The organism is Bradyrhizobium sp. ISRA430, from assembly GCF_029909975.1.
Taxonomy (GTDB): domain Bacteria; phylum Pseudomonadota; class Alphaproteobacteria; order Rhizobiales; family Xanthobacteraceae; genus Bradyrhizobium.
This window is the reverse complement of sequence record NZ_CP094516.1, coordinates 2028014-2053171: the sequence shown is the minus strand read 5'-3', so window position 1 is coordinate 2053171 and position 25158 is coordinate 2028014. Positions and strand designations below refer to the sequence as shown.

The window sequence follows — 25158 nt, the reverse complement described above, 5'->3', positions numbered from 1 at the left end:
ACGCGATGGTACACGTCCCATCCTTGTTCGATGTCGGTAGCGTCACCCATCCCGGACGGGTGCGGGCGCGGAACGAGGATTCATGTCTGGTACGAACCGATGCCGGCCTTTGGGCCGTCGCCGACGGTATGGGTGGTCATGAGGCCGGCGATCTCGCCAGTCGCATCGTGGTGCAGTCGCTCGATGCGATCGGTATGCCGGAGTCAGCCGCGGACCTGTTGGCGGAGTGCGAGGAGCGGCTGTTCAGCGCGAACCAGCAGATATTGGCGCTGAGTCATGAACGCCAGGGTGCCATCGTCGGTACCACAGCGGCGGTTCTGCTCGTGCGCGACGGCTATTATGCCTGCATATGGGCGGGCGACAGCCGGGTCTACCTGATCAACCGCGGCGGCATCAAACAGGTGTCTCATGATCACAGCGAACTGGAGGAGCTGATCGCCGAAGGAGCGCTGTCGCGCGAAGACGTCAAGGATTGGCCTAGCAATGCCATTACCCGGGCCGTCGGCGTCGCCGATGATCCGGAGTTTGAGGTGGTGACGGGGCCGGCCGAGCCGGAGGACATCTTCGTGATCTGTAGCGACGGCCTGACCAAGCACTTGCAAGACGACGAGATCCTTCAACACGCGGCCACGCGGCGTGCCCAAACGGCCTGCGATGAGATGCTCGCTCTGGCTCTTGATCGCGGTGGGCTCGACAACGTGACGATCGTGGTTGTGCGGCTGCTGATGCCGCAATCCCGGGAGCCGACAAGATCGCCGCTCGATTGGGAGCCGCAGCCATGACTGCGAACGATCCGTTCCGATCCCCCTATCACGGCGTGCCGCCCGGCACCCGGCTCAACGGCATCTACGAGATCGAAGCGGTGATCGGCGCGGGTGGCATGGGTGAGGTCTACAAATGCCGCGAGATCCAGACCGGATCGCCGGTTGCGGTGAAAATGCTGCTGCCCGACATGGTCGAAAACGAGGCGGCGCTCGCGCTGTTCCGTCGGGAGGCCGCGGCGCTCCACAACCTTCCGCACGACGCGATCGTTCGCTACTTTCTGTTCACCGTGGAGCCGGTGCTGCAGCGCCCCTATCTCGCGATGGAGTTTGTGAACGGCCGCTCGCTCTCGAACATGCTCGAGGAGGGGCCGCTGACCTTCGAGGCGCTGATCAAGCTGATGCAGCGCGTCGCATCGGGATTGGAGGCCGCCCACGAGCACGGCATCATCCATCGCGACGTTTCGCCGGACAACATCATCGTACCGCTCGACGATGTCAGGCGGGCCAAGATCATAGACTTTGGCATCGCCCGGTCGACCCAGATGGGTGACAAGACCATCATCGGTTCGGGCTTCGCGGGCAAGGATAACTACGCATCGCCGGAACAGGTAGGGCTGTACGGCAATGATGTCACCGCGAAGTCCGATGTCTACAGCCTAGGTCTGGTGCTGTTCCATGCGCTGACTGGACAGAAGCTCGACATGGGCGGCAGCCAGTTTCAACTGGTGGAGAAGCGCCGGCGTGTGCCCGATCTCGGTGCGGTGGACATGCGCATCCGGCCTTTGCTGGAGCAGATGCTGCAGCCTGATCCGGCATTACGTCCGACTATGGCGGAGGTCGCTAACTGGATGCCGGTTGGTTCGGCTCAGATACCCGCCGCGCCGTTGCGTGGCTTCGATCCGCTGCGGCGGCCGGAAAGCGCGCCGCCGGTGCTGCAGGACAGGATGCCATCGACCGCGCAGAGACCGCGCAGCCTCTGGCTGGGTGCGGGTGCAGCAGCGCTGCTCCTCCTGCTCGGCGGCGGTGGTTATGCCTTCTACAAGCTGGTTTGGTCAGCGCCCCGCGTGGCGGTCTTGCCGCCACCTCCGAAACTCGCCGGAACGGTCGCGCCGCCGAAGGTCGAGCCCGCCGGACCTCAGCCCGGACGCCAGGAGCAGGTGAAGCTGCCCGCGCAGCCGACGGCGACGCCGTCTCCGGCACTCGATGGGCCGGGGCGAGCCGAGCGCATCCGCAAATATGTGGCAAATTATTCTGGCGGTGACTGCTTCTTCATCCTGCCGGTTGCCGTGAGCCAAAATGCCGCTGTCATCGAAGGCTTCGGCGCCTCGACCGCTCCGTTCGACACCTTTGACAAGGCGTTCCGGCGCGAACAGGGCTTCGAGGCATCGGTCGGCGTCCGGCAAGTCACTCAGGCGCAATGTCCGGCCGTCAAGTTCTTGAGTCAGGTCGGGAGCGATCAGGCGCGGGCGCCGCGCATCAGCCTGTCAGCGACAGAGCTGAAAGCCGGCGAAGCCCTCAATGGCACCATCGAGAACTTCGCCAACCGCGTGGTCGAACTGCTCATGGTGTCGGATCGCGGCGAGGTCCAGAGCCTGTCTTATCTTCTTAAGCCGGGCATCGACTCGCTTTCGTTCACGCTCCCGACAGCGCGCGCGAGCGGTCCGCAACTGCTGTTGGTCGTGGCAACTCCGCAGGTTCTGGATTCGTTGCGCCAGCCGCGACCGATGGCTGCCGACACGTTCTTCCTGCAGGCGATGAGCGAGGCTCAGCGCAGCAAGGTGACAATCGTCGCAGCCGCGCGCTACGTGCTGCTCACGAACTGATAGACACGCTCAGAATTTTCCGATCACCAGGATCTTCAGGTCGGCATCCGGCTTGAAGTCGCTTGCGGTATATTCAAGCATGCTTCCGGCGGCGGATGCCTTGAGCCGCCCCGAGCAGAAACTCACCAACCGATCGCTGCCGCCTGGGTCGATCGTCAACTTGAACGAGCGGATCGGCCCAGCCCAGTTCGCGCCGGTCTTGAGCACGTATGATATCCGCCGCTCCTGCAGCTTCGCGGTGTTGGCCTGGCTGTTGCCTGCGCGCTTGTCGAGCTCGGTGAGGAACGCATCCTGGACGCAGTACTCCTTCCGATAACGCGCGACTTCCTGACTGAGAGCGCTGCTGCGGCGCAGGCTCGAGCGCAGGATGGTGTCAGGGCTGGAGCCGACGCTCGGCCGATACTGGTGTTCGACGGTGACGGTGCGCGTGGGCGGAAACACCTGCTGGCGCACAGCCGACGTCTTGGTGATCCAGCCTGGGGCATATTGCTGGCGACCGTTGTCGCTCATGCCGGCAGGCATCAGAAGCCCGTCGTCCACGAGCCGGGTTCGGGTCGCCGCGGGCAGGTCGGCCACCCGGATTTCGCGTCCGCCGATCGGCAGCAGCGGCAGCTTGAACTCACGGAGCAGGGCGCTGACATCCTTGTTGCCAACCATCGCACGCTGATCGATGGTCAGCGGCGCCAGGCTGCCGTCGACCTTGGTCTCGAAGTCGACGAAGTTGACCGGATCGTTTGACGGCAGCGCAATGCTCTCCGCCTCCGACAGGTCGATGTCGGGCAGTGGAAAGGCAACGGTAAGCGTGACCGGCTTGGTGGTGGTGTTGGTGAATTGGTAGCGAACACTGATCCTGTCGAGTGCGATACGAAGGTCCTCGCTTTCCATGGCCACGTCATTGGTGCGAACGAGCTGGAGCCCGCCGATCGACAATTCGGCCGCCGAGTCGTTGGCCTGCGCGGGCCAGCCGGTCGCAACCAGCAGCGCGGCCATCAAGGCTCGGCTCCGGAATGACGGCGGGGTGGACGGTCCGTTCACCATGCTAGCCTCCATACGGCGTCGCAGCATATGCCGGTTCCGTCCGGCGATGGGTCAGTCGATCGCCTGGTAAAGATCGCCCCACTCGGACTTACAGACACCGTCTGGATCGCACACCACGATTGCGAGCTTGACGTCATTGGCTAGCCGGATCGCGCCGCGAAAAGCATCCTGGGCCGGCAATTGGGCGCTAACCTGGTCAGTGGTCAGCCGCCCCCCACTCGCAGCGGCCGGCAGCACGATCGATCCGGAGGCGCCGTCATTGTCGCGTTTCAGGACCAGCGTGATCGCGTCGGGCTGGACTTCATTGACCTGCTCAAATCTATTCCTGGCCATGATTTTGCACCGCAAGCTGGAAGAAGTTCGGACTATCACCGTCCAGTGATAGAATTGAACGCGATTGAGATTGATCACCACTAATTGACGCGCCGCATTTAACGGCATCTCGGATTAGTCGGTCCGACGCGGCGATCGGTTCGGGGTACATTGAGGCGAACATGCTTCGTCCAACTCATTGGATCCGGTTATTCGCCTTTGGCGCTGGCATTTTCTTTGGCGCTGGCATTTTCGCAACCAGAGCGCAGGCTGACGATACTGTCGTACGTAGCTTTGCCGGCGGTTCGGCTGCTTCTATGGTCGGCATCGTCCCCGCCAGCGAGGACGTCGAGCTCGCAGGTCCGCAAGCGCTCAGCGCCGACGGGCAGGGCAACCTGTTTCTGCTCGATCAGGTCAATGGCCGCATCCTGCAGTTCAATCCCAAACAGCCGAATTCTGATCCTGACGTGCTCAGGATGCCGAAGGACGTTCAGCCGACCGACCTCGTCGTCCACAACGACGACATCATGGTTTGGGACGGCGGCGTGCGTACCCTGAAGGCGGCGCCAGGGCAGTCGACGCGCGGACTCGGCGGCGACGTGATCCAGCTTGAGGAAGTTTCGAGCCGTGGTGCGGACGATCAGGTCGCTGTCTCGGCCTTCGCCCAGATGGGATCGCAGGCGCCCGGCAGCGCGATCGACTTGCTTGATCAGAACACCCGGGCGGCCATCGTCAGGACGACCCGGCAGCCCGACCGGCAATATGTTGCTTCCCGAAGCAAGGGCTCGGTGATCGCCGACATCATTCCAGACAAGGGCAATGCCGCCGTCCGGATCGAGATCCAGACCATGGTCACCAACGAGACCATTGGCCAGCTCGGCTTACGCGTGCGCAACCAGCTTGGGACGGTCGAGTTTCTCGAGATTGACAACAGCGACCGCTTCTACGTGTTGGCCGAGGACATTCCGCCATCGGGGAAGAACGCGTCCACATTTGTCGCGCGCTATGCCGCGAACGGACGTCTTGAGGGAATCTACGAGCTGCCGCTGGAAAACACCCCGTTGACCAGGCGGTTCGTTACGGTCTCCGGCGATGGCGACGTCTATTTCCTGCGGACCAAGCCGGACGGCATTGAAGTGGTCGGCGTCGGCTTCCGGTCTCTAGGCAACGTTTCGGTTATCGACGTGCGGCCGTCGCGAACAGCGGTCGCGCCACCGCCGCAGCCTGACGTTAAATTCAACGCGACAGCGGCCGTGCGGCCGTCCAATCGCCAGCAGGCGATCGAGGCTGCATTTGCGTTCGAGGGTATCCAGTGGAAGCTGACGCAGGCGAACTACGGCAGCGATCCGGACAGCCAATGCAGCGGCTTCAATCGTATTCGCCGGCCGTGGTATCTCCAGGGCAAGGTGAACCAGGAGGTGCGAGGCGTACCCTATTGCTGGGGCTGTCACGGTTCCCTTGCGAACTTCCGGCAGCGGATCGAGAGTGGGACGCTGGCTGGCAATGTCTGCACCCGCAACGCACCGCGGCCGGATGTGGCGGGTGTCGACTGTTCGGCATTCGTCAGCGCCGCGTGGGGACTTTCCGTCCACTACACGACTGCTGCCATCCCCGCGATTGCAGCGCCCGTGGCAAATCCCTGGGATCTGAAGCCCGGCGATGCGCTCAACAAGCCGGGCTCGCATGTGATGTTGTTCCTGCGGTTCACGCCTGACCGCAAAGCGGAGGTGATGGAATCCTCGACCGGTGGCTGCAACGGCCGCGTCTGCCGCAACGTCTATCCGTTGGCGAGCCTGCTCGCGCGTGGCTACGTTCCGGTCCGCTTTCGCGCCTTCGCGGATGATCAGACGACAGTTTCGGCGAGCGCCTATCAAGAGACCGAAGCGCCGGCGGGCCGCAGGACGGCAAGCAAGAGGCGCTGAACCCCGTGTGTCCTTGGCGCTACAGAATGGGTAGGCATGAAGTCGAGGTGGATCACGATGCGGGTGCCCAGAGGACTTGATTGCAAGATCGGGTGGCTGTGCGCCACTATCGGGCTCGCTGCGTCGATTGGCCTGACGGTCCCGTACGCACATGCGGCAGGAGGACTGTCGATCAGCAATCCGGACGGGGCGGCCGTACGTGCGCTCGTGCTAGGCGTCGACGACTACCAGCACGTGCGCAAGTTGAAGGGCGCGGTCGCCGACGCCACCGACATCGTGACCAGCTTGAAGTCCATGGGTGTCGGCGACGTCGTCGAGCTGACCAACGCCCAAGCCGACAGGGCAAGCGTCCTGCGCGAGATCAGCGCCCTGGTGGAGCGGACAAAGAACAACGACCTCATCTTTCTGTCGATCGCCGGTCATGGCACCCAGGAGCCGGAGCGCGTCAAGGGCTCCGAGCCGGATGGGATGGAGAACGTGTTCCTCCTGCCGGGCTTCGAAACCACGCCGACCGGGTCGGTCGAGCGTATTCTGGGCAGCGAGTTCAACCATTTCATCCGGCAGTTCGAACTGCGCGGCGCGAAGGTGATCTTCGTGGCTGACACTTGCCACGGCGGCGGAATGGTGCGCGACATCGATCCGCGTGCCGAGGAGATGAGCTTCCGGCAGGTGCCGCGCTACACGCTGCTGGTCGATGAACTGAAACCGGTATCGGACAGCAACGATCCGAAGTCTGAGCTCGATTTCGACCACACCGCGTTCCTGGCTGCGGTTGATCGTTACACCAAGGCGCCCGAAGTGCGGATTCCCGGAATCGATGGCCTGCGCGGGGCTCTCAGCTATGCGATCGCTCGGGCGGTGGAAGGCAGTGCGGACATCAATCACGACGGGAAGGTGACGCTCAAGGAGCTCTTCAGCAATGTTCGCCAGGTGGTCTATCAGCTCTCGGATCAGCGCCAGAACGTCGTGACGATATCATCGCCGGCTCAGATTCCTGAAACCGACATCGCGTTCGAACTGACGCGCGGCGTGGTGCTGATCCAAGGGCCGGCCGCGAGAGCGGCGTCTGGTCAGACCGGAGCAGCGGCGCCCGTCGAGGGGCAGGTGCCCGCGCCGTCGGCTGTCACGGCCAAGGCGTCAACCGTTCCGACCCTTGCCGCTGCGACCAATGCCGCTCCGACCAGCGTCGCGCCGACGTCTCTCCGCCCAGCGGCGCCGATCCGACTGGCCGCGCTCGACGGCAAAACGAACTATTTTGCGGGCGTGGCGCCAAAGGATGTCACGGTGCAGGCTGTTCAACCGACGGACAATCCCGACCTGATCTGGGACCCTGTGTCCCACGACGTGATCGCGTGGGGCGATGTGGTCGCCTATGGGGTGGATGTTGCCAGCTTGCCGACTGTGGTTGACCGGACGGCAGCAATTCGTGAGCTCAAGCGCATGGCGACCCGGTCGCCGCAGATCATGCGTATTTGGCCAGACGATCGTCAACAGCGCGCTGGCCAGACCGTCGAAGTGGACTTGTCTGATGTGGCATCACGGGCGGTGCTGCTATTCAATGTCGCCGGCGATGGCACTATCCAGGTGCTGTATCCGGTGGGTTCTGATGCGGCGCTGGCCCGGTCGGCGAGCTTGCGGCTACCGCTCAGGGTGGGCGAGCCGTTCGGTGCGGAGCAGGTCGTTGCAGTGACCTCGCAGCAACGCATGGTTGATCTTGAGACGGTTCTGATGCAGCTCAATCGACGCCGTGCCTCGGGGCAGGTGATCAAGAGCCTCGAGCGTTACTTGCCTGCGGACGCGCGGATCGCCTCGATCGGCTTCTTTAGCGCTCCCTGACTTTTGGGGGAAGCAGGCCATGCCGTCATCGCAGCCGATCCGCACGGAGCGACCATGGTTCGCATTCCTGCTGCTGTTGGGTAGTGGGGCTGCGTCTGCAGCACCGCTGCCACCGGCATCGCTGCATGTCGGTACAGCGCACGCACCATGGCTCTGGTCCGTACAGGCCGCGCGCGGGCAGACCAATGCCGCAAGTGTGTCTCTTGAGATCCTGCCGAGTCAGACCGTCAGCGTCGGCGGCAAGGTGTCTTTCGGCGTGACCGCCAGGAAGCCGGGATATCTCATTCTGGTCGATGTCGATGCCGAAGGGCGCATGTCCCAGATCTTTCCGACTCCCGAGCTGTTGGCGCAGTCGGGCGGCGGCGACATCAATCTCGTCAAGCCCGGCGTCGAATTCGTCGTTCCGACCCCGGCAGCACGGCAGCGGGGATTTGAATATGTCGTCGCACCGCCGACCGGGTCCGCGGTGATGATTGCGATCCTGAGCGAGCGGCGTGTGCAACTGCTCGACTTGCCCGACTTGCCCCGCAAGCTGCAAGGCCAGGCCGAGGCGTTGAGCTATCTTTCTGCCTGGACCAGTGAGCTGCGCGTGCCGGACAAAAGCAGCGGAAAACTGATGTCGAACAATTGGTCGTTCGACATCAAATCTTATTCCATCAAGTGAGCCAAGGATCTGCCAGGCCGGAGCGTGGCAAGGCTACAGTTTGCTCAGCCGGCTGAAGAAGCCGCCCCGGGCGATCATGTAGTGAATGTCCTTCGGAAAGGGGAAAGCGTCGCGAACGTTGGAAATCGCGTGCTGGAGGAATTCCCCGTGCTGTGGCGCCGGCTTATGGTTCAGCCGGGGCTGGTCGGCGACCTGCGGAATCATGAAGCGATCCACGAAGGCCGGATCCAGATCGTTGACCCTGACCATCTGACCGAACGCCGGAAACGAGTCGTAGTGACCCAGGCTTACGCTGAGATTCTTGAGGGCAGGGCGCTGTGGCTGAGCTCGATCGCCATCGATCGTGGCCAGCCCACGTCCGATCAGATCCAGCTTCACAGATTGCGGGAGAGTTGACGGACCATACACGATCTCGAGCGCGCAGCCGTTCTGCCCAGACAGCCATTTATACCAGAATGTCGCATCGTCGGGTTGTGCTCCGGCACCGTAGAGGCAGTCAAATCCCCAACATGCCGTCAGGTTCGACTGATACTTTCCGAGGCTCCCGACAAGATTGCGCATGGCATTACCGCCGCCGGAGTGGCATGCGATGACGAGCTTGCCGACCTGGAGCTGAGGAATGGAATTCGAGGAAGCACCCAGGAATTTTGCAAGAGCCCCAAGGATCTCCTCGAGGTAGCGTTCGCCCCATTTCGGGGCTGCCAAATCCTTCACGTTATAATTTCCGGCAAAGCTGTGGCCGACGGCATATTCGTAGCCCAGGAACGGCGCAATAAGCACTACGTCCTTGCCGGAATCCCGGACCTGTTCGCGCAGCCGTGCAGGATCATTGTGGAACAGGAATTCGTGGTCCCTGACGTAGAAGCCGTGCAGCCAGATCACGACATCGAACTTGGTGGCGGCCGTTACGTGTTTCGGCGGAAGATAGACCGCTGTGGGCTTCATGCCGGGCGCTTGCCGCTTCGTGAAGAGCGTCACACCCGGAAAGGCGTTGAGGTCCTTCTGCTCCAGCTCACAGGCCACCACGCAGGTCGCTCCGCTTCCGCCACGTCAGGTACAGGATACGGCCGAACTGACGTTATGCTCGGTCGTTCGCTGCACTCATGATACCAATTCCGCGCGGCCCAATGGCTGCCGATGAGCCTGCGGCAGCTTTGTGCCGTGCTAGTGACAGACCTCGACATTGCCAGTGTTGCCGCCGGGACCGCCACCGCCACGGTACTCAAGGTGACAGCCGCTCCTGACCTGACGGCACAGATATTGATCACAAACGATCTGGCCGCTCCCGCCGCTGGACTTCGCAGTCGCCTGTCGCCGCGGAACCTCCGCAGTCGGGTTCGGCCTCTCGCGAGGCGAACGGTCTGCACGAAACGGACGCTCGTTGGTATTGCGCTTTGCAACGGGCTTCTTCCCGCGCCGCGTCTCGCATTCATTGTCGTCGTTGAGGAACGAGCCCTCTGCACAGGTGATCCTGCTGCACTGGTCGCCGTCAGCCCTGTAACCATGATCGCAGATCAGGGGACAGACCCGCGACGCTTTGAGCTTGATCGCGTCAAGCGCGTCCAGACTTGCAAGCTTGGCGTCAAATTTGGTTCCCGCGTGCCGATTGAAGAGGGCCAGCGAGCGCTGTGAAGCCGCATTCCATTGACCGTCGATGGCACCGCTGAAACAGCCAACGCGGCTCAATTCGCTTTGGATGGACTTCGCGATATCGGCCTTGGCGATATCAGTCTGTTGCGGTCCCGTGCTCAGCGCAGCAAGCTTGGCGCCCTGGTCATCCTGAACAGGCGCGGCAGCTTCGGAACTAGCCGCGACGTTATTTTCAACGGCCGGCTTAGTCCCGGAGAGCGCGGCGACTATCGCGGCTTCCGATGCGGTCCGCTTTCGCTCGGCCTCGGCTGCCTGCTCCTGCGCCGCTTGCTTTGTCCTCTCGGCAGCAATACGGGCCTCTTCCGCCACCTTCAGATTCGCAGCCGCCTTTTCCTGGTCGGCACGCTGGGCGCCTTCGGACTTGAGCCGCGCTTGCTGCTGCTCGGCCTGCCGCGCCTTCTCTGTCGCTGCGATGCGCGCGTCCTCGGCATCGAGTTGGTTGAGCTGAAGCTTGGCCAGACTTGCGTAATACCCGTCCGGATGCTGGGTCAGGAACGCACTCAGCGCGGCCTTATTGCGGAGCTGCAGGGCCAGTTCGTAATCGCGACGTATTTCCGACTGGGGGTTGGCCGCTTGCGTCGGTTCCTCTGCCATGGGAGCAGGAACCAGCGCAACGTCCTCGCCGCCCAGCGAGCCGTAGACATACGGCTCCTGTCGGTTGCCCGTGGCTTGCAAGACGTCGTCGCGGACGAAGCCGAAAGCCCTGCGCAGGTCGAGTCCCGGCTTTGCGATATACTTCACGAGAGCCGTGGCGTACGGACTATTCTTACTGTTGCCGTCAAGCGCCGTTAATCCGGCCTTTGCCGCAAACGCGATTAGCGTGTTGGACACGGTGGGCTCGACCCTGGCCAGCCCACGGCTGATCGACCTCGAGGCAACCGTTCGTTTCATCGTGTCGGCAAAAGGATTGTTGCGGCATGCGTCGACAATCACAACGCGCAACTGTCGCGCAGGCTCGATCGCCAGCAAGACACGGTCAAGCGAGAACGCCTCGTCATAGATGTCAGTGTCACGTTCAAGCTTGGCGTCTGTCGGGATCAGATAGTTTGTCCCATCGATCTCGATACCGTGACCTGCATAGTACACCAGGGCGATGTCGGCCTCGCGCGCTTGATCGGCGAATTCTCTCAATGCCCGCCGCATGTCGGTCGCCGCAAGGTTGAGCCTCGAGTCAACCACATCAAAACCTGCACCTCTCAACGTTGTGGCGATGGCTGCAGCGTCGTTGGCCGGGTTCGGAAGCAGCGGGGCGTTTTGATAGCTGGAATTGCCGACCACCAAAGCCACGCGCTTTGTCGCCCAGGCGGGCTGAGAGGCCAGGAATAGCGAAGCGGCAAGGAGAAGACAAAATCGGAGACGCCTATAGAAGCTCATGGCGAAACATCCAGCATCTGCCCAAAGAATGGTAGTGTCGCGAAAATGGCCGCGCAGAATTCTCAATTGAATATTCGTAGGCTACTGGCGACTACCAATCTCCGTACAGTAACAATCTCGAGCCCAGTCCACTCTCCTTGTTGTCGTTTGGCGCAATGAACGCGTTCAAGGCCGCGCCGAAGATTGTGGCAGGTCAACTGGCTCGACTAGGCGGTACCCCCGTTCGGTGATCAATCGTTGCGGCGCAAGATGTTGATATAGCTATAGTTTGCGCTCTTGATCGATCCGCTGGGGGACGGCGCGCCCATAGCGAGCGAACGATGTGTCGACGGGGCCATGTGATGGGCTGGAACCGCCGCCTTAGAGGACAGTGCGTGAGGGTTCCCATGCCGGTGATCGGGCCGAGCCAATCTGCGATCGAGATTCATGTCCGCGCAAGCTCGCATGTCGAATGCTGAGTCAGTGCGGCATGCCGAAGCAAGCAGTTCACCGCAGCTTGATCTACAAGTCGTTGTCCAACATCATTTGCTCGCAATGCATGGGAGATGAAGTCGAATCTAACTTTGGAGAACCTTATGTCCATTCCGTTGAAAATTTACATCACGCCATTTGCCGAGAGAGGCGTTCCCGAGTCTGGAAAATGGAGTTGCGACACGGCCAAAAAAGCACTCGATGTCGTCAATACGATCTGGTCGAAGGCCAAGATTGCGTTCGTGATCAATGATTGCCTGATAGACAAGCCGCTCGATATGGCAAAGAGCGCCCGCAACAATGACCAGCGGATGCTGGATGTTCTCAGCCTCCGCCATGCTCCGGATAATGCAGTCCATATTTATCTGGTCAATCCGATCGAAAATCTCTCCGCGGGTGGGAGCTCATACCTTCATAGCGATCCCGAGCCGGCCAGCTTTGTCCAGTGGTATGGCAATGACTTCGCCAATGGACGCGCCTGGGCCCATGAGCTTGGTCATCTCATGAGTGTTGATCACGTCGAGATAGACTACACCAACGAGAGGCAGGCGGCGGCATTGGGCGGCAACCTCATGACGAAAGGATTGAGCGTCGGCAGCGACTTGACCAAGCAGCAAATTGAGACAGCGAAGAGCTCAAAACTGGTCAAGCGATTTGGCGGCTGACGATCGCGTCATACCGCTTGGCTGTCAGGCCTCCGGAGTCAGCCAGCCGGATGCCGCGTCGCCTGCATCGACGCCCACGTGTCGAAGCTGGCAAACCGGGCGGCGGATTGCGGATGATATGGTCCCGCATCGCCGCATGAACATGGATTTCAGGCGAACGCTCCGGGCGCCTCCAGCCAGGCAAACCTAGAGCCGCACGCCGGTCGTAGCAAACGCCTGGGCAACAGGCTCCTGCACCTGATCCAAGATAGCCATTGCCGCAATTGCGATCACAACGGCCGCTCCGCAGCCGAGCAGAAAGGCCTTCATCGGCAAATCTCCATCGTTAAGAAGCTGCATCTTACGAAGGAGGCTTGAGGTGAGCAACTCAGGCGGGCGCTCTAACCTCGTTGTCATGGGCTCTTAAAGATCGGCTCGACCGAGAACGCATCGCTGATCAATCCCAACGATTGAAGTTCGGCACTGTGCAAGTCCACCTCCAAGACGGCGACTAGCAGCCCGAGCACGATGACGGCCATGATGAGGAGAGGCGAGGCTTGTTGTGTCGCAGGATCCGGTGCGACCATGAGCACGCGAACGGCGCGCAGTCGTGAGATCATCCGCAGCAATCGTCCGGATCGCCCCTGCATGCCGTCTTCCTTGACGTGACGAGCAAAGACGTGACGAGCCAAGGCTAGGACTGGCGCCGCCGCCATTCAAGGAAGAAATGCCACGACCGGCTGGCTGATACATTGTACATCGAGGAACGGATAGCGATCCCTCCTCGTTTGAGATGGGGCCACCGAATGAGGATCTCGCGTGAAAGCACCAACAGCCGCCTTATGTTGGGCACGCGTTCGTTCAGTCCGTTCGGGCAGGCTCCGGCTGAAGTCCGCAGGGTCCACTGGAATGCAGACGGCGCCAAGGGCTCACCCCAAAGACAATAGCGGCCAGAGAAGTAGCTGCGGCGCCGCGGACATTTATTCAGGTCAGCACTTCGGGCATTGTTGAGGACATGGCGATAACCGTGGCCGGCAAAGACTGATGGGATTGGCTTCGCGCGCAAGGGTCGCGGTGGCCGTCGTTGCCGCCCTAGCTGCGTTCGCCGCACATGCCGAGATGGCAGGCCACGGCGGCGCCGTTCGGGCACTCGCAGTTTCGCCTGATGGGGAAAGCCTATTGTCGGGGAGCTTCGACACGGCGGCCGTCCGCTGGTCGCTGAAGACTGAAGCGGCCAACGAGGTGCTGCGGTATCATGTTGATGCCGTCAATGCGGTCGCTTTCCTGAAGGACGGTCGGATGATCACGGCGGGCGCCGACGCCCGGATTGCGGTGTGGACGGCGGGCCGGCAGCAGCCCGACCAGATCCTTGAGGGGCATACTGGCCCCGTCGCCGCACTCAGCGTCTCGCCGGATGGATCGGAGCTCGCATCGGCCTCGTGGGACCACAGCGTGCGGCTCTGGTCCTTGGCCGATGGTTCATCCCGCGCATTCGAGGGCCACGCACTGAATGTCAATGGCGTTGCCTTCGCTCCCGATGGCAAGTCGCTTGTGAGTGTCGGCTACGATCTTGCGTTGCGCATCTGGCGTTTGCCGGACGGCCAGTCGGAGACTGTGGCATTGCCGGCGCCACCAAACGCGGTCGCTGTCGCGCCCGATGGCGAGATCGTCGTGGCAAGTGCCGACGGCAAGCTGCGCATGCTGACGGCGGATGGAAAGCCATCCGGCGAGGCAGCGGCAGGCTCGGCACCGATCATCGCCCTGGCGCTCTCCGATGACGGGGCACTGATCGCCGCCGCAGGCATCGGCGGCACGGTCGCCATTGTCGAGCGCAAGTCCCGGAGTGTGCTGCGGACGCTCGTTGGACCTGAGTCTCCTGTTTGGTCGGTCGTTTTCCTGCATGATGCAGCGACGCTCGTCACCGGAGGTGCGGACGGAAAGATCCGCCGCTGGAATGTGCAGAGCGGCGAGCCGGTCGGTTCGAACTTGTTTGGGACGCCAGCCGATCCGCTGGCTACCTATGCAGGCGACCGCGGCGCCGAGGTCTTTCGCGCCTGCGTTGCCTGCCACACCCTGTCGGCGAAGGAGGCGCAACGTGCAGGTCCAACGCTTGCCGGATTGTTCGGCCGAAGAATCGCCTCGCTCCCCGGCTACCGGTTTTCCGAGGCGCTCAAGAAGATGGAAATCGTCTGGACCCCGGAGACCGTCGCAAAGCTGTTTGAAGTGGGGCCGACTGCCTACACGCCCGGAACGAAGATGCCGGAGCAGCGAATTGGCTCGGCCGAAGACCGCCGCGCGCTGACGGATTTCCTCTCCCGCGCCACCTCGCAATAGGCGAGGACGCAGGGGTTATTAGGCAAGAGTCCGCGTCTTAGGTCTTGCTCTCCGATCGGGGCACGTAATCCTCGGCGGTTCGGGGCGGGGCGCGTTCCGGCACGCCCTCGAAGGGATCGAACTGCTGTTCGCTCATTACCGTCACGCGGCAATCCGCGCACATTCTGATGGCGTCGAGGCGCTTGTCGCCGGCCGGATACATCCAATGCCGGCCCTCCAGCTTTGCCGCGATCCGATCGATCGTGCTCTTCACGCCGAACGCCGTGCCACAGCGGATGCAAAACGCAGGCTCTTCCTCCTTGATCACGATCGCGGGCGCGCGGCCGGCGCGGAAGTCGATCTGCGGCTTAAGCGTGATGACCTTCTCGGGACAGGTGCTCTGGCATAACCCACATTGCACGCAGGCATCTTCGACGAATTTGAGTACCGGACGGTCGGGATCGTCGCGCAGCGCACCGGTCGGGCAGGCCGAGACGCAGGAAAGGCACAGCGTGCATCCGCCGGTATCGACGCTCACCGCGCCGATCGGCGCGCCGTGCGGCAGCGCGATGACGTCAACTGGCTTCGGTGCAAGGCGATGCAGTTCGCCCAACGCGAAGCGAAGCAGGTCACGCCGCTTGCCGACAGTCTTGAACGTCGCAGGCGTCTTCACCGCAGCTAATTGTCCGATGTCTTTCAGTTGACCCAGCAACGCATCGGGATCGTCCGTATCGATCGTCGTAACTCGACGCTCATCAAATCCGAGGCCCGCAAGGATGGCCTCCGCCATGCCAATGGTTTGCATGAGGCCGGTCACGTCATGCCGCGGCTTGGCGCGGAGTAGAATCCGCAGCGCGGATGCGCCGTAGGCAAAGGCCCCGATGATGGCCTCAAGCCCAACCTGTGTCACCTCGTTGACGGCCAGAGGGATGACCCGGGCAGGCAGCCCGTCTCCGTGACGGGCGAGGGCGTCGATGAGGGGCGCGCCATGCTGTCCCTCGTGCAGCAACAGGATGGGATTCGATCCGCCCGCCTGGTGGTAGGCGAGCAGCATGGCGCGGATGGTCTGGAGTTGCGCGTCCGCGGGCGGCAACGTGTACGATGCCGCTCCCGTGGGACAAGCCGCGGCACAGTGGCCGCAACCGGCGCAAATTTCGGCGTTGATGGCAACATGATTGCCGGCCGGTGTGATCGCGCTCGTTGGACATAGATCGAGACAGCGATGGCAGCCGATCAAGTTCGAGCGCGCATGAGCGCAAAGGTCGGGCGTGAATTCGATATATTTGGGCTTGTCGAAGCGTCCGACGAGATCTCGGGCGCTCAGGACGACGCGCAGCATGGCGCTCGGGTCCTTGGGATCGGCCCGCAGATAACCATCGCGCAGATCATGCGCCGGAAATAGCGGTCTCGCTCCCGACAGGTCGAGGACGATGTCGCAGTGCGAGGTGGCGCCGCTGCGCGGATTTTCGAAAACGTAATGGTCGCGCGAGGAGGGACGCGGGCGGGCGTAGTCGTCGATCGTGAGCTCGAAAGCGCCCAAATGTCCGCTGGCGGTACGGATTGTTCCCTTGACGACCGGGAAGGGAGTTGCCCCAGGCGGAGTGATTTCGCCCGGCTCGGTCAGCATCACTGTCACATCGAGGTGATCTGAAAGCAGCCGCCCGGCTTCAATCGCCGCCTCGTCTCGGCCGTAGATCAGGACGACCCCATCGCTAGCAAGCGTAACCAATGGATAATCGGGCGCCTGCACCGCGCTCGCAGCGAGCAACGCCGCCATTTTGGGGCCGGCTTGCGCGCCTTCGGACGACCAGCCGGCCGTCTCGCGAATGTTCACAAAAGCGACTGGCGCGGAGCGCTCACCCGCTTCCTCCGCAAACAATGATTGCTGATACGTGCAGGCAACGGTCAGAGGGCCGTTTGCCTTTGCAACTTCGCGAAAGTGGTCGAGCTCGACCCCGCACAGGTGACGAAAGCAACTGATGTCGCTGTTGCCGCATCCGCGCTTGATCGCGGCAACATCAAGCCCCATCGTGTCTTCACACGAGCAAATCAGGACGGTCTTTGCTGGCTGCTCCAGGTTCATGCCTCCCTAGACGGCGGCGGACGACGGACTCGCACCAATCCTTCGCCTCGTATAAATATTGTCAATCAGGCAAAAGGAGAGTGGAGGACGGCCTGCGGTCGACCCCAACCAGCCACGTTTCCACGGCGGAACCGATCCAATTGCCGCCACCCTTTACGCTGGTCCGGTTACGGGAGAGCGGGGACGCGTTTGCTCATGCATGCCGCATTGCACCCGAAAGCGGTGCCGGCACTCTGGTCTATGTCGGGCGCTTCGAGCTTGCCGAGTTCGCCGTGGTGCTGGAGCCGGCCGAGCCGCTGACGACCGCGCGCCGCGCTCTCTACGCCTGCATGGTTGCCCTAACTGACGCTCTGCGCGCCTATGCGCCGCCGACCAAGGAGATTGCGATCGGCTGGCCAGACGCAGTCAGGATCGACGGCGGGCTGGTCGGCGGGGGGCGGATGGGTTGGCCCGCGTGTGCGGACGAAGATGAGCCGCCCGGGTGGCTGGTCTTCGGAGCCATGATCCGAACCGTGGCGATGAGCGACGGCGATCCCGGTGTTTATCCCCTTGCTTCCGCCCTCGATCAGGAGGGATTTGGTGAAGCAGGAGCGGTGCAGGTGACTGAGAGTTTTGCGCGTCACCTGATGCGGGCGTTTCACACATGGCAGGTCGATGGATTTGACGGCATCGGGCGCGAATTTCTCAGCCGCGTCCCACGCGAGCGGCGAATGCAGCGGTGCATCGACGATCGCGGCGATCTGCTCACCCGCCGCACCGGCAGTGACACGACCGAACGAGCGGTCCTTGTTGAGGCGCTAGCCGTGCCATCCTGGCTTGATCCAGCGCTTGGAGGGCCAAGGCTGTGACAAAGGCCGTGAAACTTCTGCGCACCATCGCGCTCGATGCCTCCGACACTTTCGTGTTCGACGTGCCGGCGGTACCGGGCGAATGGGCCGTCTCCGGCGGCTTCCGCTTCTGCGATCATGATCCGGCGAAGCTGAGCGGAAAGGGCCGCGCCGCCTTCCGCGCCGGCTTTCTCGGCGTGCAATCCTGGGGCTGGTCGACGCTGGCGCAGATTGTTCCGGCGACGGGGCACGATGTTGAGGCGCTGATCGAGCTTCTTGCCAGGCAACTCGTCGATCTTTTCGGCGCACCAGATTTGGCAATTGCGAGGGCCGCTGCGGAAGAGGAAGTCGCCTTCGCGCAGTCGCTCTGCACGCATCCGATCGGCTCGCTGATTGCCGTCCACCGCTCGGTAAGCGGAGGCGAAGTCCGCGAGGCCTTCCGCAGGCTGCAACTCCGCGAAGGGCAGGGGCATGGCAAGGCATTCTCGTTCATGGAAGTCGAGGACGATGTCGAAGCCGATAGCGGCCTCAATTTCGCGAACATGGGCCAGGAGCCGCGCCACCGATGAATGATTTCTGGATCGCATGCGGCCATCATCTGCTCGATCGTGACGAGAGCGGCGGACTTCGCGTCACCGACGAATTCTTGAAGGCCTATTTTGCCCGTCCCGAGCTGATGCCGCCGAAAGATGCGTGCCCGATCGAACGAAGCCTGCACCGCGAGATGCTTGCCGATCCGCGCCGGCCGGTCGGCGCGCAGCAAGTCGCTGCAATCGCCGATGAGGACGCGCGGGAGAACTGGCGTTTCGTTCTGGAATTTCGTGATCTCATCCTGCGCCACCCGACGCTCGAAGCTGCGTACCTCGCAACCGTGCGTTCGCGATCGAACGATTTGCCGCCGCTGTTCATCAATCAGCTCGTCCACGTGATCCTGCGTAACGCCCTTGACGGCAGCCAGGACCCATTCGTGCTGCGAGCCGCAGAGCTGTTCTACCGGCCGCAACGGATCCTGCCGCATGAACAGGCTCTCCTGCTTGGCGATGAAGAAACTGTCGGCGGCAGCAGCCCAACACCGATGTTGTCGCTGATCTCAATGCTGGGCGCGCGGACGGACGCTCAGCTCGATGTGCTGAGCGAGGAGAACGCCGCGAGCTATTGGAAGCGGAGCGACCTGTTCGACATGGCGCTCGATCTCACTGCCGACGGGCGAGGCTCGCGGGCGCTGACGGAAGTGATGACCCGATGGATCTCCCACCTGCTCGGGATCGACGTTGCCATCAAACCATTGGCAGAGTTACGCGAGGTAAGGCTGGCCTGGTATATTGGGCTGGACAGTGAGGCCACCAAAATGGGCGATCGGCTCTGGCATGGCGATAAGCTTGACGAGCGCAGCGCAGGGCGGGTGCTCTCGCTATTTCGCCTGACCTTTGCGGATCCGGCCCTGGCCATGGAGATCTTGCAGGGGGAGCCGGTCTATCTGATCCTGGCAATGACCGCCGATCAAAAGCTCCGCATGAAACCGCAGAATCTGTTGACGGGGCTCCCGATCAAGCGCCTGGAAGCCATCTCATGAGCACCGCGGCCCTGCCTCTTCTGCGCATCCCCGTCGGCGTCCTCGTCGAACGTGGCCGGGCGGAGTCGGCCTGGGCGGATTTCATCTGGCGCTCTATAGCCGTATTGCCTGACAAGACGGACACAAAGCCATGGACCATTCTGCGCGAGCAGGACGGCACGACGCTGTTCTACGCCGGCAACGCAACGGTTGATCTGTACGTATCGGAAACCGCGCGTTACCGTGACAATCTCGCCTCTGGCCTGCCGAGCATCTGGGTAATCTTGAGTCCATCCGAGGGGCCTTGGCCTTATGCCGTCGCCGCCGCGACCGCTGATCCCGCGGAGGGTGAGGGATTTACCGAAGCGGCTGACAATCTGGTTGAAGCCGTGCCGATGCCCCAGACGTTGCGCGAGACGATTGAAAGCTTCATCGCCGAACACCACGTCGAGAGGGAATTCGTCAAGCGCGAGCGACGGCGCGCCGATCCCGAGGCCTTGGCACGTCGGCAGCATGAAGGCGGGCATGAATGACTGAGGAACAATTCCTTGCGCGCTGGTCACGCCGCAAGGGCGAGTCAAAAGCGAAGGCGTCGCCTCCAGAGAAGACCAGGCCTGCCCGCGAGGCATCGGCGCCAAGCCCGACCGCTGAAGGCGAGTCCGAGCTCGATCTTTCGAGCCTGCCGTCGATCGATTCAATCACCGCCATGACCGACGTTACCGCGTTCCTGCGCAGTGGTATTCCACCGGAATTGACGCGTGCGGCTCTTCGCCGCGCCTGGTTGGCCGATCCGGCGATCCGCGATTTCGTTGGACTTGCCGAGAACGCCTGGGACTTCAATGATCCGAATGCCATGCCGGGGTTCGGGCCGCTCGACTGCTCGCAGGCCGAGCTGGCCGCCTTGGTCGATCGCATCGTCGGCGGTGTGCGCGAGGCTGCGCAAGTCCTGCCTAACACGCCCACACGGCCGCAAGACTTCCCGGAGACCAGTCCGGATCCGGCGCTTGTGCACTCCGCTGTACTTACAGGGCGACCGGATCAAGCAGTCGTCACGGACATTGCAACGCCCGTCGCATTGCAACCGAACACGGAAGGCGAGCCCGTGCGGCGCCGCACACATGGCGGCGCGCTGCCGCGCTAGTTTCGACCAAAGGCTATAGCCCCAAACTATGCCGCGCGATTGACCGTCTGCGGAACCAGGTCTAGGCTTTCGTAGCGCTTTGTTACGAAAGCAATAAATCGTCCATTCGGGTCTCGTCGACGGAGGTCCATGTGCGTGATGCTGGGCTTGATCGCGCCATTAACGCCGCAGGCGGCGTGGCCCAGCTTGCGCGCGAAATTGGTATCAGCCAGCCCTCGGTTTCAAACTGGCGCATGATACCCGCTCAGCGAGTAATTGCGGTCGAAGCGGCAACCGGAGTTCCCCGCGCCGAGCTGCGGCCTGATCTCTACGGCGAACTGAAGGTATCGCAGGATAGCATCGATCCGATCGATGTCGCGCGAGCGCAGGAATACACCCTTCTCGCTGCCTTGTTGGCGGCTGCGCCGTCCAAGAGACTGCTCGATCGCCTTGCAGCTTTGAGCGGAGACGCGACGCTTCTCGGTCAGGCTCACGCCGCCTTGGCGGAAGCCGCTTCACGCGCGATCGCAGGCCAAGTCGAACGCGAATACTTCGAGCTGTTCGTGGGTCTTGGCCGCGGTGAGTTGCTGCCCTACGCCTCCTATTATCTGACTGGTTTCCTCAACGAAAAGCCGCTGTCACGGCTCCGGGCCGATCTCGATGTGCTCGGCATAGCGCGCGCCGAGAACAATCCCGAGCCGGAGGATCATGCCGCTGTGCTCTGCGAGATCATGGCGGGAATGGCTGATGGCCGCCTGGAAACGTCGTTCGGCACGCAGCGCGATCTGTTCGAAAAGCACGTGGCGCCGTGGATGGGGCGTCTGTTCGCCGACATGGAGCAGGCGGCAAGCGCAAAATTCTATCGGGCGGTCGGAACGCTTGGTCGTCTGTTTATCGAGATCGAAAGGCAAGCATTCACGTTCGCCGAGTGACCAGCCGCGTTTAGGTCCGGGAGATGTGTAATGAACCACGAAAAGAAAACGACCGTCGGACGGCGGGATTTCCTTCGCAAGGTCGGCATCGGCACGGTGGGTGCGAGCGCCACGCTGGCGACGCCACTCGTCGGCTCCGCTCGAGCCGATAGCGAGAACAATGATGAGAAGCGCAAGGCGCGCTACAAGGAATCCGATCACGTGAAGGCCTTTTATCGCGTCAACCGCTATCCCGCCTGAGGGAGGCTGCCCGTGCTGATCAAGCGAACACATCATCATTCCGGATCCGACCGCCGCGGCTCTGCCGCGGACTCTCTGGCAAGCCACACCAGCGGTCTTGATCGCCGCACCTTCCTGCGCCGGTCCGGTCTTGCGGGTGGGGCGCTCGCGGCGCTCGGCGTCATGCCGATTTCCGGCGTGCGTAAGGCGGAAGCCGCCGTGGCGGGTCCGCTGACCGCAGGTGCCACCGTCAGGAAAAGCATCTGCACGCATTGTTCGGTCGGATGCACCGTGACCGCGGAAGTGTTGAACGGGGTCTGGATCGGCCAGGAGCCGAGCTGGGAGTCCCCGATCAATCGCGGATCGCACTGCGCAAAGGGAGCTTCCGTGCGCGAATTGGTGCACAGCGAGCGACGCTTGCGCTATCCGATGAAGCTCGTGAACGGACAATGGACGCGCGTCTCCTGGGAGACCGCGATCAATGAGATTGGCGACAAGATCGTCGAAGTTCGCGAGAAGTCGGGTCCCGATTCCGTTTATTGGCTCGGATCGGCCAAGATGACCAACGAAGGCGCCTATCTATTTCGCAAGCTCGGCGCGTTCTGGGGAACGAACAATACCGATCATCAGGCGCGCATCTGTCATTCCACCACCGTCACCGGCGTGGCCAACACCTGGGGCTACGGCGCGATGACCAACAGCTACAATGACATTCGCAATGCCAAGACCCAAGTCGTGCTGGGCGGCAATCCCGCGGAGGCGCATCCGGTATCGCTGCAGCATCTGCTGGAGGGCAAGGAGCTGCAGCGGGCCAATTTTATCGTCATCGACCCGCGCATGACGCGGACCGCGGCGCATGCGACCGAGTATGTGCGCATGCGGCCGGGCACGGATATCCCGGTGCTGTATGGCATGATGTGGCACATCCTCAAAAACGGTTGGGAGGACAAGGAATTCATTCAGCAGCGGGTCTACGGCTTCGACGATCTCCGCAAGGAGGTGGAGAAGTGGACTCCGGAAGAGGTCGAGCGCGTCAGCGGCATTCCCGGCGAACAGCTCAAGCGCGTTGCCAAGATGTTCGCGACAGAGAAGCCGGCAACCCTGATCTGGGCCATGGGCCAGACCCAGAAGACGGTCGGCACCGCCAATGTACGCGCAAGCTGCATTGCATTGCTGATGACCGGAAACGTCGGCAAGGCCGGCGCGGGTGCCAACATCTTCCGCGGCCACGACAACGTGCAGGGCGCGACCGACGTTGGCCTCGATATCGTGACACTGCCATTCTACTACGGCCTCGCCGAGGGTGCATGGAAGCACTGGTCGCGGGTCTGGGAGGTCGACTACGATTACTTGAAGTCGCGCTTCGATTCCAAACAGATCATGGAAACGCCCGGCATTCCGCTCACCCGCTGGTTCGAGGCGGTGACGCTGCCGAAAGATCAGGTCGCGCAGAAGGACAATGTGCGGGCGGTGTTCGTGCAGGGGCACGCTTCAAACAGTATCACCCGCATTCCGGAATCTCTCAAAGGCCTGAAGGCGCTCGAACTGCTCGTCATTGCCGACCCGCATCCGACCACTTGGGCCTCGCTTTCGGTCGAAGCGGGACGCAAGGACGGCGTCTATATTCTGCCGGTTGCGACGCAATTCGAGTGTAAGGGCTCGCGCGTCGCATCGAACCGATCGCTCCAGTGGGGCGAGCAGATCGTCAAGCCGGTTTTCGAGTCGAAAGACGATCTCGAGGTTATCTATTTGATGGCGAAGAAGCTCGGCTTTGCCGACAAGATGTTCAAGAACATTAAGGTCGAGAACAATCTTCCCGAGGCCGAGGACGTCCTGCGCGAGATGAACCGCGGGAGCTGGTCGACCGGCTATTGCGGGCAATCGCCGGAGCGGCTCAAGGCGCACATGAAGAACCAGGCGAAGTTCGACATGCTGACGATGCGGGCGCCCAAGGACGATCCCGAGGTCGGCGGCGACTATTACGGTCTGCCGTGGCCGTGCTGGGGATCACCAGAGGTCAAGCATCCCGGTACGCCGCTGCTCTACAACACCAATCTGCACGTGATGGACGGCGGTGGCACGTTCCGGCCGCGCTTCGGCATCGAGCGCGAGGAAAAGCTGCCGGACGGAACCACGCGCAAGGTCAGCCTGCTGGCAGACAAGTCCTATTCCAAAGATTCCGAGATCCAGGATGGTTATCCCGAATTCACGCTGGCGAGTCTGAAGAAGCTCGGATGGGACACAGATCTCACTGAAGCGGAGATGGCTACGATCACGAAGGTCAATCCCGCCAATCCGGACGCGGTGTCGTGGTCGCTCGATCTTTCAGGGGGAATCCAGAGGGTCGCGCTCAAGCACGGGTGCGTGCCATATGGTAACGGCAAGGCGCGCATGAACGCCTTCGGCTTGCCGGATCCGATCCCGGTCCATCGCGAGCCGATCTACACGCCACGCGTCGACCTCGTCGAGAAATATCCGACGCTGCCCGATGCCAAGCAGTTCCGCATGCCAAATATCGGCTTCTCCGTGCAGAAGGCTGCGGTGGAAAAGGGAATTGCAAAGCAGTTTCCGCTCATCCTCTCCTCGGGGCGCTTGGTCGAGTATGAGGGCGGCGGCGAGGAGACGCGTACCAATCCGTGGCTTGCCGAACTGCAGCAGGACATGTTCATCGAGATCAATCCTGCCGACGCCGCTGATCGCGGTATCAAGGACGGCGGCTGGGTCTGGGTCACGGGCGCCGAGAACAATTCGAAGGCGCGGATGAAGGCGCTCGTCACCGAGCGTGTCGGCAAGGGTGTCGCATGGATGCCCTTCCACTTCGGCGGCTGGCTCGCGGGCAAGGATCTTCGCGGCGCCTACCCGAAGGGGACCGATCCGATCGTTCTTGGCGAAAGTGCGAACACAATCACGACCTACGGATATGATCCCGCGACGGGCATGCAGGAGCCCAAGGTCACTCTTTGTCAGATCGCGGCGGCATAAGGAGCAGCGACGATGGCACGTATGAAGTTCCTCTGCGACGCCGACCGTTGTATCGAATGCAATGCCTGCGTCACCGCTTGCAAGAACGAGCACGAGGTGCCCTGGGGCATTAACCGGCGCCGCGTCGTCACCATCAATGACGGCAAGCCAGGCGAGCGTTCGATCTCGATGGCCTGCATGCACTGCACCGACGCCCCCTGTGCGGCCGTGTGCCCCGTGAACTGCTTTTATACCACCGCCGATGGCGTCGTGCTGCACTCCAAGGACCTCTGCATCGGCTGTGGTTATTGCTTCTACGCCTGTCCGTTCGGCGCGCCGCAATATCCAAAAGTCGGAAACTTCGGCTCACGCGGCAAGATGGACAAATGCACCTACTGTGCCGGCGGTCCCGAGGCCGACGGCAGCAAGGAGGAATACGAGAAGTACGGCGCGAACCGGCTGGCCGAGGGCAAGCTGCCGCTGTGTGCCGAAATGTGCTCGACCAAGTCGTTACTCGCAGGCGACGGCGAGATTATTGCTCAGATCTACAGGGAACGCGTGATGAAGCGCGGCTACGGCTCCGGGGCGTGGGGCTGGAAGACCGCGTATCGCGAAACGATCGAGTCCTGACCCGGACCGCAGTCAAGGGCGCG

General features: G+C 62.3%; 23 protein-coding genes. 16 read left to right on the top strand and 7 right to left on the bottom strand.

Going from position 1 to position 25158, the window contains the following annotated elements; translation table 11 throughout:
- Nucleotides 1-5: 5 nt before the first annotated feature.
- Entirely contained in the window at nucleotides 6-782 is a 777-nt protein-coding gene (locus MTX21_RS10385; protein ID WP_341510860.1) for a protein phosphatase 2C domain-containing protein, read from the top strand.
- A complete protein-coding gene (locus tag MTX21_RS10380; protein ID WP_280964702.1) occupies nucleotides 779-2587 on the top strand; it encodes a serine/threonine-protein kinase in 1809 nt (602 codons plus the stop codon). Before MTX21_RS10385 ends, MTX21_RS10380 begins: the two co-directional genes overlap by 4 nt.
- 9 nt (nucleotides 2588-2596) lie before the next feature.
- Here the strand turns inward: MTX21_RS10380 and MTX21_RS10375 are convergent, their stop codons facing one another.
- Together MTX21_RS10375 and MTX21_RS10370 are read right to left on the bottom strand one after the other, a co-directional pair.
- Nucleotides 2597-3625: a DUF4424 domain-containing protein gene (locus tag MTX21_RS10375; RefSeq protein ID WP_280964701.1), complete on the bottom strand. Its 1029-nt coding sequence runs from the start codon at nucleotides 3623-3625 to the stop codon at nucleotides 2597-2599.
- Between the two features lie 51 nt (nucleotides 3626-3676).
- Nucleotides 3677-3958 (bottom strand): hypothetical protein, encoded by a 282-nt coding sequence (locus MTX21_RS10370; protein WP_280964700.1) that lies wholly within the window; start codon nucleotides 3956-3958, stop codon nucleotides 3677-3679.
- Nucleotides 3959-4119: 161 nt separating this feature from the next.
- On the opposite strand from MTX21_RS10370, the gene MTX21_RS10365 reads away from it, so the two are divergent.
- From MTX21_RS10365 to MTX21_RS10355, 3 genes are read left to right on the top strand one after another with little or no spacing between them, the layout of a single operon-like run.
- Nucleotides 4120-5859, top strand: a complete 1740-nt coding sequence (locus tag MTX21_RS10365; RefSeq protein ID WP_280964699.1) for a hypothetical protein — start codon at nucleotides 4120-4122, stop codon at nucleotides 5857-5859.
- A gap of 57 nt (nucleotides 5860-5916) precedes the next feature.
- Nucleotides 5917-7695 carry a caspase family protein gene (locus tag MTX21_RS10360; RefSeq protein WP_280971374.1) on the top strand — a complete coding sequence of 593 codons (1779 nt, stop codon included), beginning with the start codon at nucleotides 5917-5919 and terminating at the stop codon, nucleotides 7693-7695.
- Between the two features lie 19 nt (nucleotides 7696-7714).
- Nucleotides 7715-8359 (top strand): DUF4384 domain-containing protein, encoded by a 645-nt coding sequence (locus MTX21_RS10355; protein WP_280964697.1) that lies wholly within the window; start codon nucleotides 7715-7717, stop codon nucleotides 8357-8359.
- Nucleotides 8360-8392: 33 nt separating this feature from the next.
- Here the strand turns inward: MTX21_RS10355 and MTX21_RS10350 are convergent, their stop codons facing one another.
- Nucleotides 8393-9385, bottom strand: a complete 993-nt coding sequence (locus MTX21_RS10350) for a hypothetical protein (protein ID WP_280964696.1) — start codon at nucleotides 9383-9385, stop codon at nucleotides 8393-8395.
- Between the two features lie 138 nt (nucleotides 9386-9523).
- The gene (locus MTX21_RS10345) at nucleotides 9524-11383 is read right to left on the bottom strand and encodes a caspase family protein (RefSeq protein WP_280964695.1); all 1860 of its coding nucleotides are present in this window, start codon (nucleotides 11381-11383) and stop codon (nucleotides 9524-9526) included.
- 575 nt (nucleotides 11384-11958) lie between these two features.
- Between MTX21_RS10345 and MTX21_RS10340 the strand changes: the two genes are divergently transcribed.
- A complete protein-coding gene (locus tag MTX21_RS10340; protein ID WP_280964694.1) occupies nucleotides 11959-12519 on the top strand; it encodes a hypothetical protein in 561 nt (186 codons plus the stop codon).
- A 186-nt stretch (nucleotides 12520-12705) separates the two neighbouring features.
- Here the strand turns inward: MTX21_RS10340 and MTX21_RS10335 are convergent, their stop codons facing one another.
- Together MTX21_RS10335 and MTX21_RS10330 are read right to left on the bottom strand one after the other, a co-directional pair.
- Entirely contained in the window at nucleotides 12706-12828 is a 123-nt protein-coding gene (locus MTX21_RS10335; protein WP_280964693.1) for a hypothetical protein, read from the bottom strand.
- 83 nt (nucleotides 12829-12911) lie between these two features.
- A complete protein-coding gene (locus MTX21_RS10330; RefSeq protein WP_280971373.1) occupies nucleotides 12912-13148 on the bottom strand; it encodes a hypothetical protein in 237 nt (78 codons plus the stop codon).
- 394 nt (nucleotides 13149-13542) lie between these two features.
- On the opposite strand from MTX21_RS10330, the gene MTX21_RS10325 reads away from it, so the two are divergent.
- Nucleotides 13543-14832, top strand: a complete 1290-nt coding sequence (locus MTX21_RS10325; RefSeq protein WP_280964691.1) for a c-type cytochrome — start codon at nucleotides 13543-13545, stop codon at nucleotides 14830-14832.
- A 37-nt stretch (nucleotides 14833-14869) separates the two neighbouring features.
- Here the strand turns inward: MTX21_RS10325 and MTX21_RS10320 are convergent, their stop codons facing one another.
- Nucleotides 14870-16840 (bottom strand): 4Fe-4S binding protein, encoded by a 1971-nt coding sequence (locus MTX21_RS10320; protein ID WP_280964690.1) that lies wholly within the window; start codon nucleotides 16838-16840, stop codon nucleotides 14870-14872.
- Between the two features lie 194 nt (nucleotides 16841-17034).
- On the opposite strand from MTX21_RS10320, the gene MTX21_RS10315 reads away from it, so the two are divergent.
- From MTX21_RS10315 to fdh3B, 9 genes are all read left to right on the top strand, one after another.
- A complete protein-coding gene (locus MTX21_RS10315) occupies nucleotides 17035-17742 on the top strand; it encodes a biotin/lipoate--protein ligase family protein (RefSeq protein WP_280964689.1) in 708 nt (235 codons plus the stop codon).
- Between the two features lie 8 nt (nucleotides 17743-17750).
- Entirely contained in the window at nucleotides 17751-18290 is a 540-nt protein-coding gene (locus MTX21_RS10310) for a DUF6505 family protein (RefSeq protein ID WP_280971021.1), read from the top strand.
- A complete protein-coding gene (locus MTX21_RS10305) occupies nucleotides 18287-19294 on the top strand; it encodes a DUF6352 family protein (RefSeq protein WP_280964688.1) in 1008 nt (335 codons plus the stop codon). The genes MTX21_RS10310 and MTX21_RS10305 overlap by 4 nt, the downstream gene beginning before the upstream one ends.
- Nucleotides 19291-19806 (top strand): DUF3305 domain-containing protein, encoded by a 516-nt coding sequence (locus tag MTX21_RS10300; protein ID WP_280964687.1) that lies wholly within the window; start codon nucleotides 19291-19293, stop codon nucleotides 19804-19806. Before MTX21_RS10305 ends, MTX21_RS10300 begins: the two co-directional genes overlap by 4 nt.
- Nucleotides 19803-20414, top strand: a complete 612-nt coding sequence (locus MTX21_RS10295; RefSeq protein ID WP_280964686.1) for a DUF3306 domain-containing protein — start codon at nucleotides 19803-19805, stop codon at nucleotides 20412-20414. The genes MTX21_RS10300 and MTX21_RS10295 overlap by 4 nt, the downstream gene beginning before the upstream one ends.
- A gap of 131 nt (nucleotides 20415-20545) precedes the next feature.
- The gene (locus MTX21_RS10290; protein WP_280964685.1) at nucleotides 20546-21325 is read left to right on the top strand and encodes a molecular chaperone TorD family protein; all 780 of its coding nucleotides are present in this window, start codon (nucleotides 20546-20548) and stop codon (nucleotides 21323-21325) included.
- Nucleotides 21326-21355: 30 nt separating this feature from the next.
- Nucleotides 21356-21565, top strand: coding sequence for a twin-arginine translocation signal domain-containing protein (locus MTX21_RS10285; RefSeq protein WP_280964684.1), 210 nt, complete (start codon nucleotides 21356-21358; stop codon nucleotides 21563-21565).
- Nucleotides 21566-21577: 12 nt separating this feature from the next.
- Nucleotides 21578-24526: a formate dehydrogenase subunit alpha gene (locus MTX21_RS10280; RefSeq protein ID WP_280964683.1), complete on the top strand. Its 2949-nt coding sequence runs from the start codon at nucleotides 21578-21580 to the stop codon at nucleotides 24524-24526.
- Nucleotides 24527-24538: 12 nt separating this feature from the next.
- Nucleotides 24539-25135: a formate dehydrogenase FDH3 subunit beta gene (gene fdh3B, locus MTX21_RS10275; RefSeq protein WP_280964682.1), complete on the top strand. Its 597-nt coding sequence runs from the start codon at nucleotides 24539-24541 to the stop codon at nucleotides 25133-25135.
- Nucleotides 25136-25158: the final 23 nt, after the last annotated feature.

Coding starts and splice junctions, on each gene's coding strand:
- MTX21_RS10285 (WP_280964684.1), top strand. CDS start 21,356: ATGAACCACGAAAAGAAAACGACCGTCGGACGGCGGGATTTCCTTCGC.
- MTX21_RS10335 (WP_280964693.1), bottom strand. CDS start 12,828: ATGAAGGCCTTTCTGCTCGGCTGCGGAGCGGCCGTTGTGATCGCAATT.
- fdh3B (WP_280964682.1), top strand. CDS start 24,539: ATGGCACGTATGAAGTTCCTCTGCGACGCCGACCGTTGTATCGAATGC.
- MTX21_RS10320 (WP_280964690.1), bottom strand. CDS start 16,840: ATGGGGCTTGATGTTGCCGCGATCAAGCGCGGATGCGGCAACAGCGAC.
- MTX21_RS10380 (WP_280964702.1), top strand. CDS start 779: ATGACTGCGAACGATCCGTTCCGATCCCCCTATCACGGCGTGCCGCCC.
- MTX21_RS10340 (WP_280964694.1), top strand. CDS start 11,959: ATGTCCATTCCGTTGAAAATTTACATCACGCCATTTGCCGAGAGAGGC.
- MTX21_RS10305 (WP_280964688.1), top strand. CDS start 18,287: ATGAATGATTTCTGGATCGCATGCGGCCATCATCTGCTCGATCGTGAC.
- MTX21_RS10300 (WP_280964687.1), top strand. CDS start 19,291: ATGAGCACCGCGGCCCTGCCTCTTCTGCGCATCCCCGTCGGCGTCCTC.
- MTX21_RS10345 (WP_280964695.1), bottom strand. CDS start 11,383: ATGAGCTTCTATAGGCGTCTCCGATTTTGTCTTCTCCTTGCCGCTTCG.
- MTX21_RS10365 (WP_280964699.1), top strand. CDS start 4,120: ATGCTTCGTCCAACTCATTGGATCCGGTTATTCGCCTTTGGCGCTGGC.
- MTX21_RS10370 (WP_280964700.1), bottom strand. CDS start 3,958: ATGGCCAGGAATAGATTTGAGCAGGTCAATGAAGTCCAGCCCGACGCG.
- MTX21_RS10325 (WP_280964691.1), top strand. CDS start 13,543: ATGGGATTGGCTTCGCGCGCAAGGGTCGCGGTGGCCGTCGTTGCCGCC.
- MTX21_RS10355 (WP_280964697.1), top strand. CDS start 7,715: ATGCCGTCATCGCAGCCGATCCGCACGGAGCGACCATGGTTCGCATTC.
- MTX21_RS10330 (WP_280971373.1), bottom strand. CDS start 13,148: ATGCAGGGGCGATCCGGACGATTGCTGCGGATGATCTCACGACTGCGC.
- MTX21_RS10385 (WP_341510860.1), top strand. CDS start 6: ATGGTACACGTCCCATCCTTGTTCGATGTCGGTAGCGTCACCCATCCC.
- MTX21_RS10295 (WP_280964686.1), top strand. CDS start 19,803: ATGACTGAGGAACAATTCCTTGCGCGCTGGTCACGCCGCAAGGGCGAG.
- MTX21_RS10375 (WP_280964701.1), bottom strand. CDS start 3,625: ATGGTGAACGGACCGTCCACCCCGCCGTCATTCCGGAGCCGAGCCTTG.
- MTX21_RS10360 (WP_280971374.1), top strand. CDS start 5,917: ATGCGGGTGCCCAGAGGACTTGATTGCAAGATCGGGTGGCTGTGCGCC.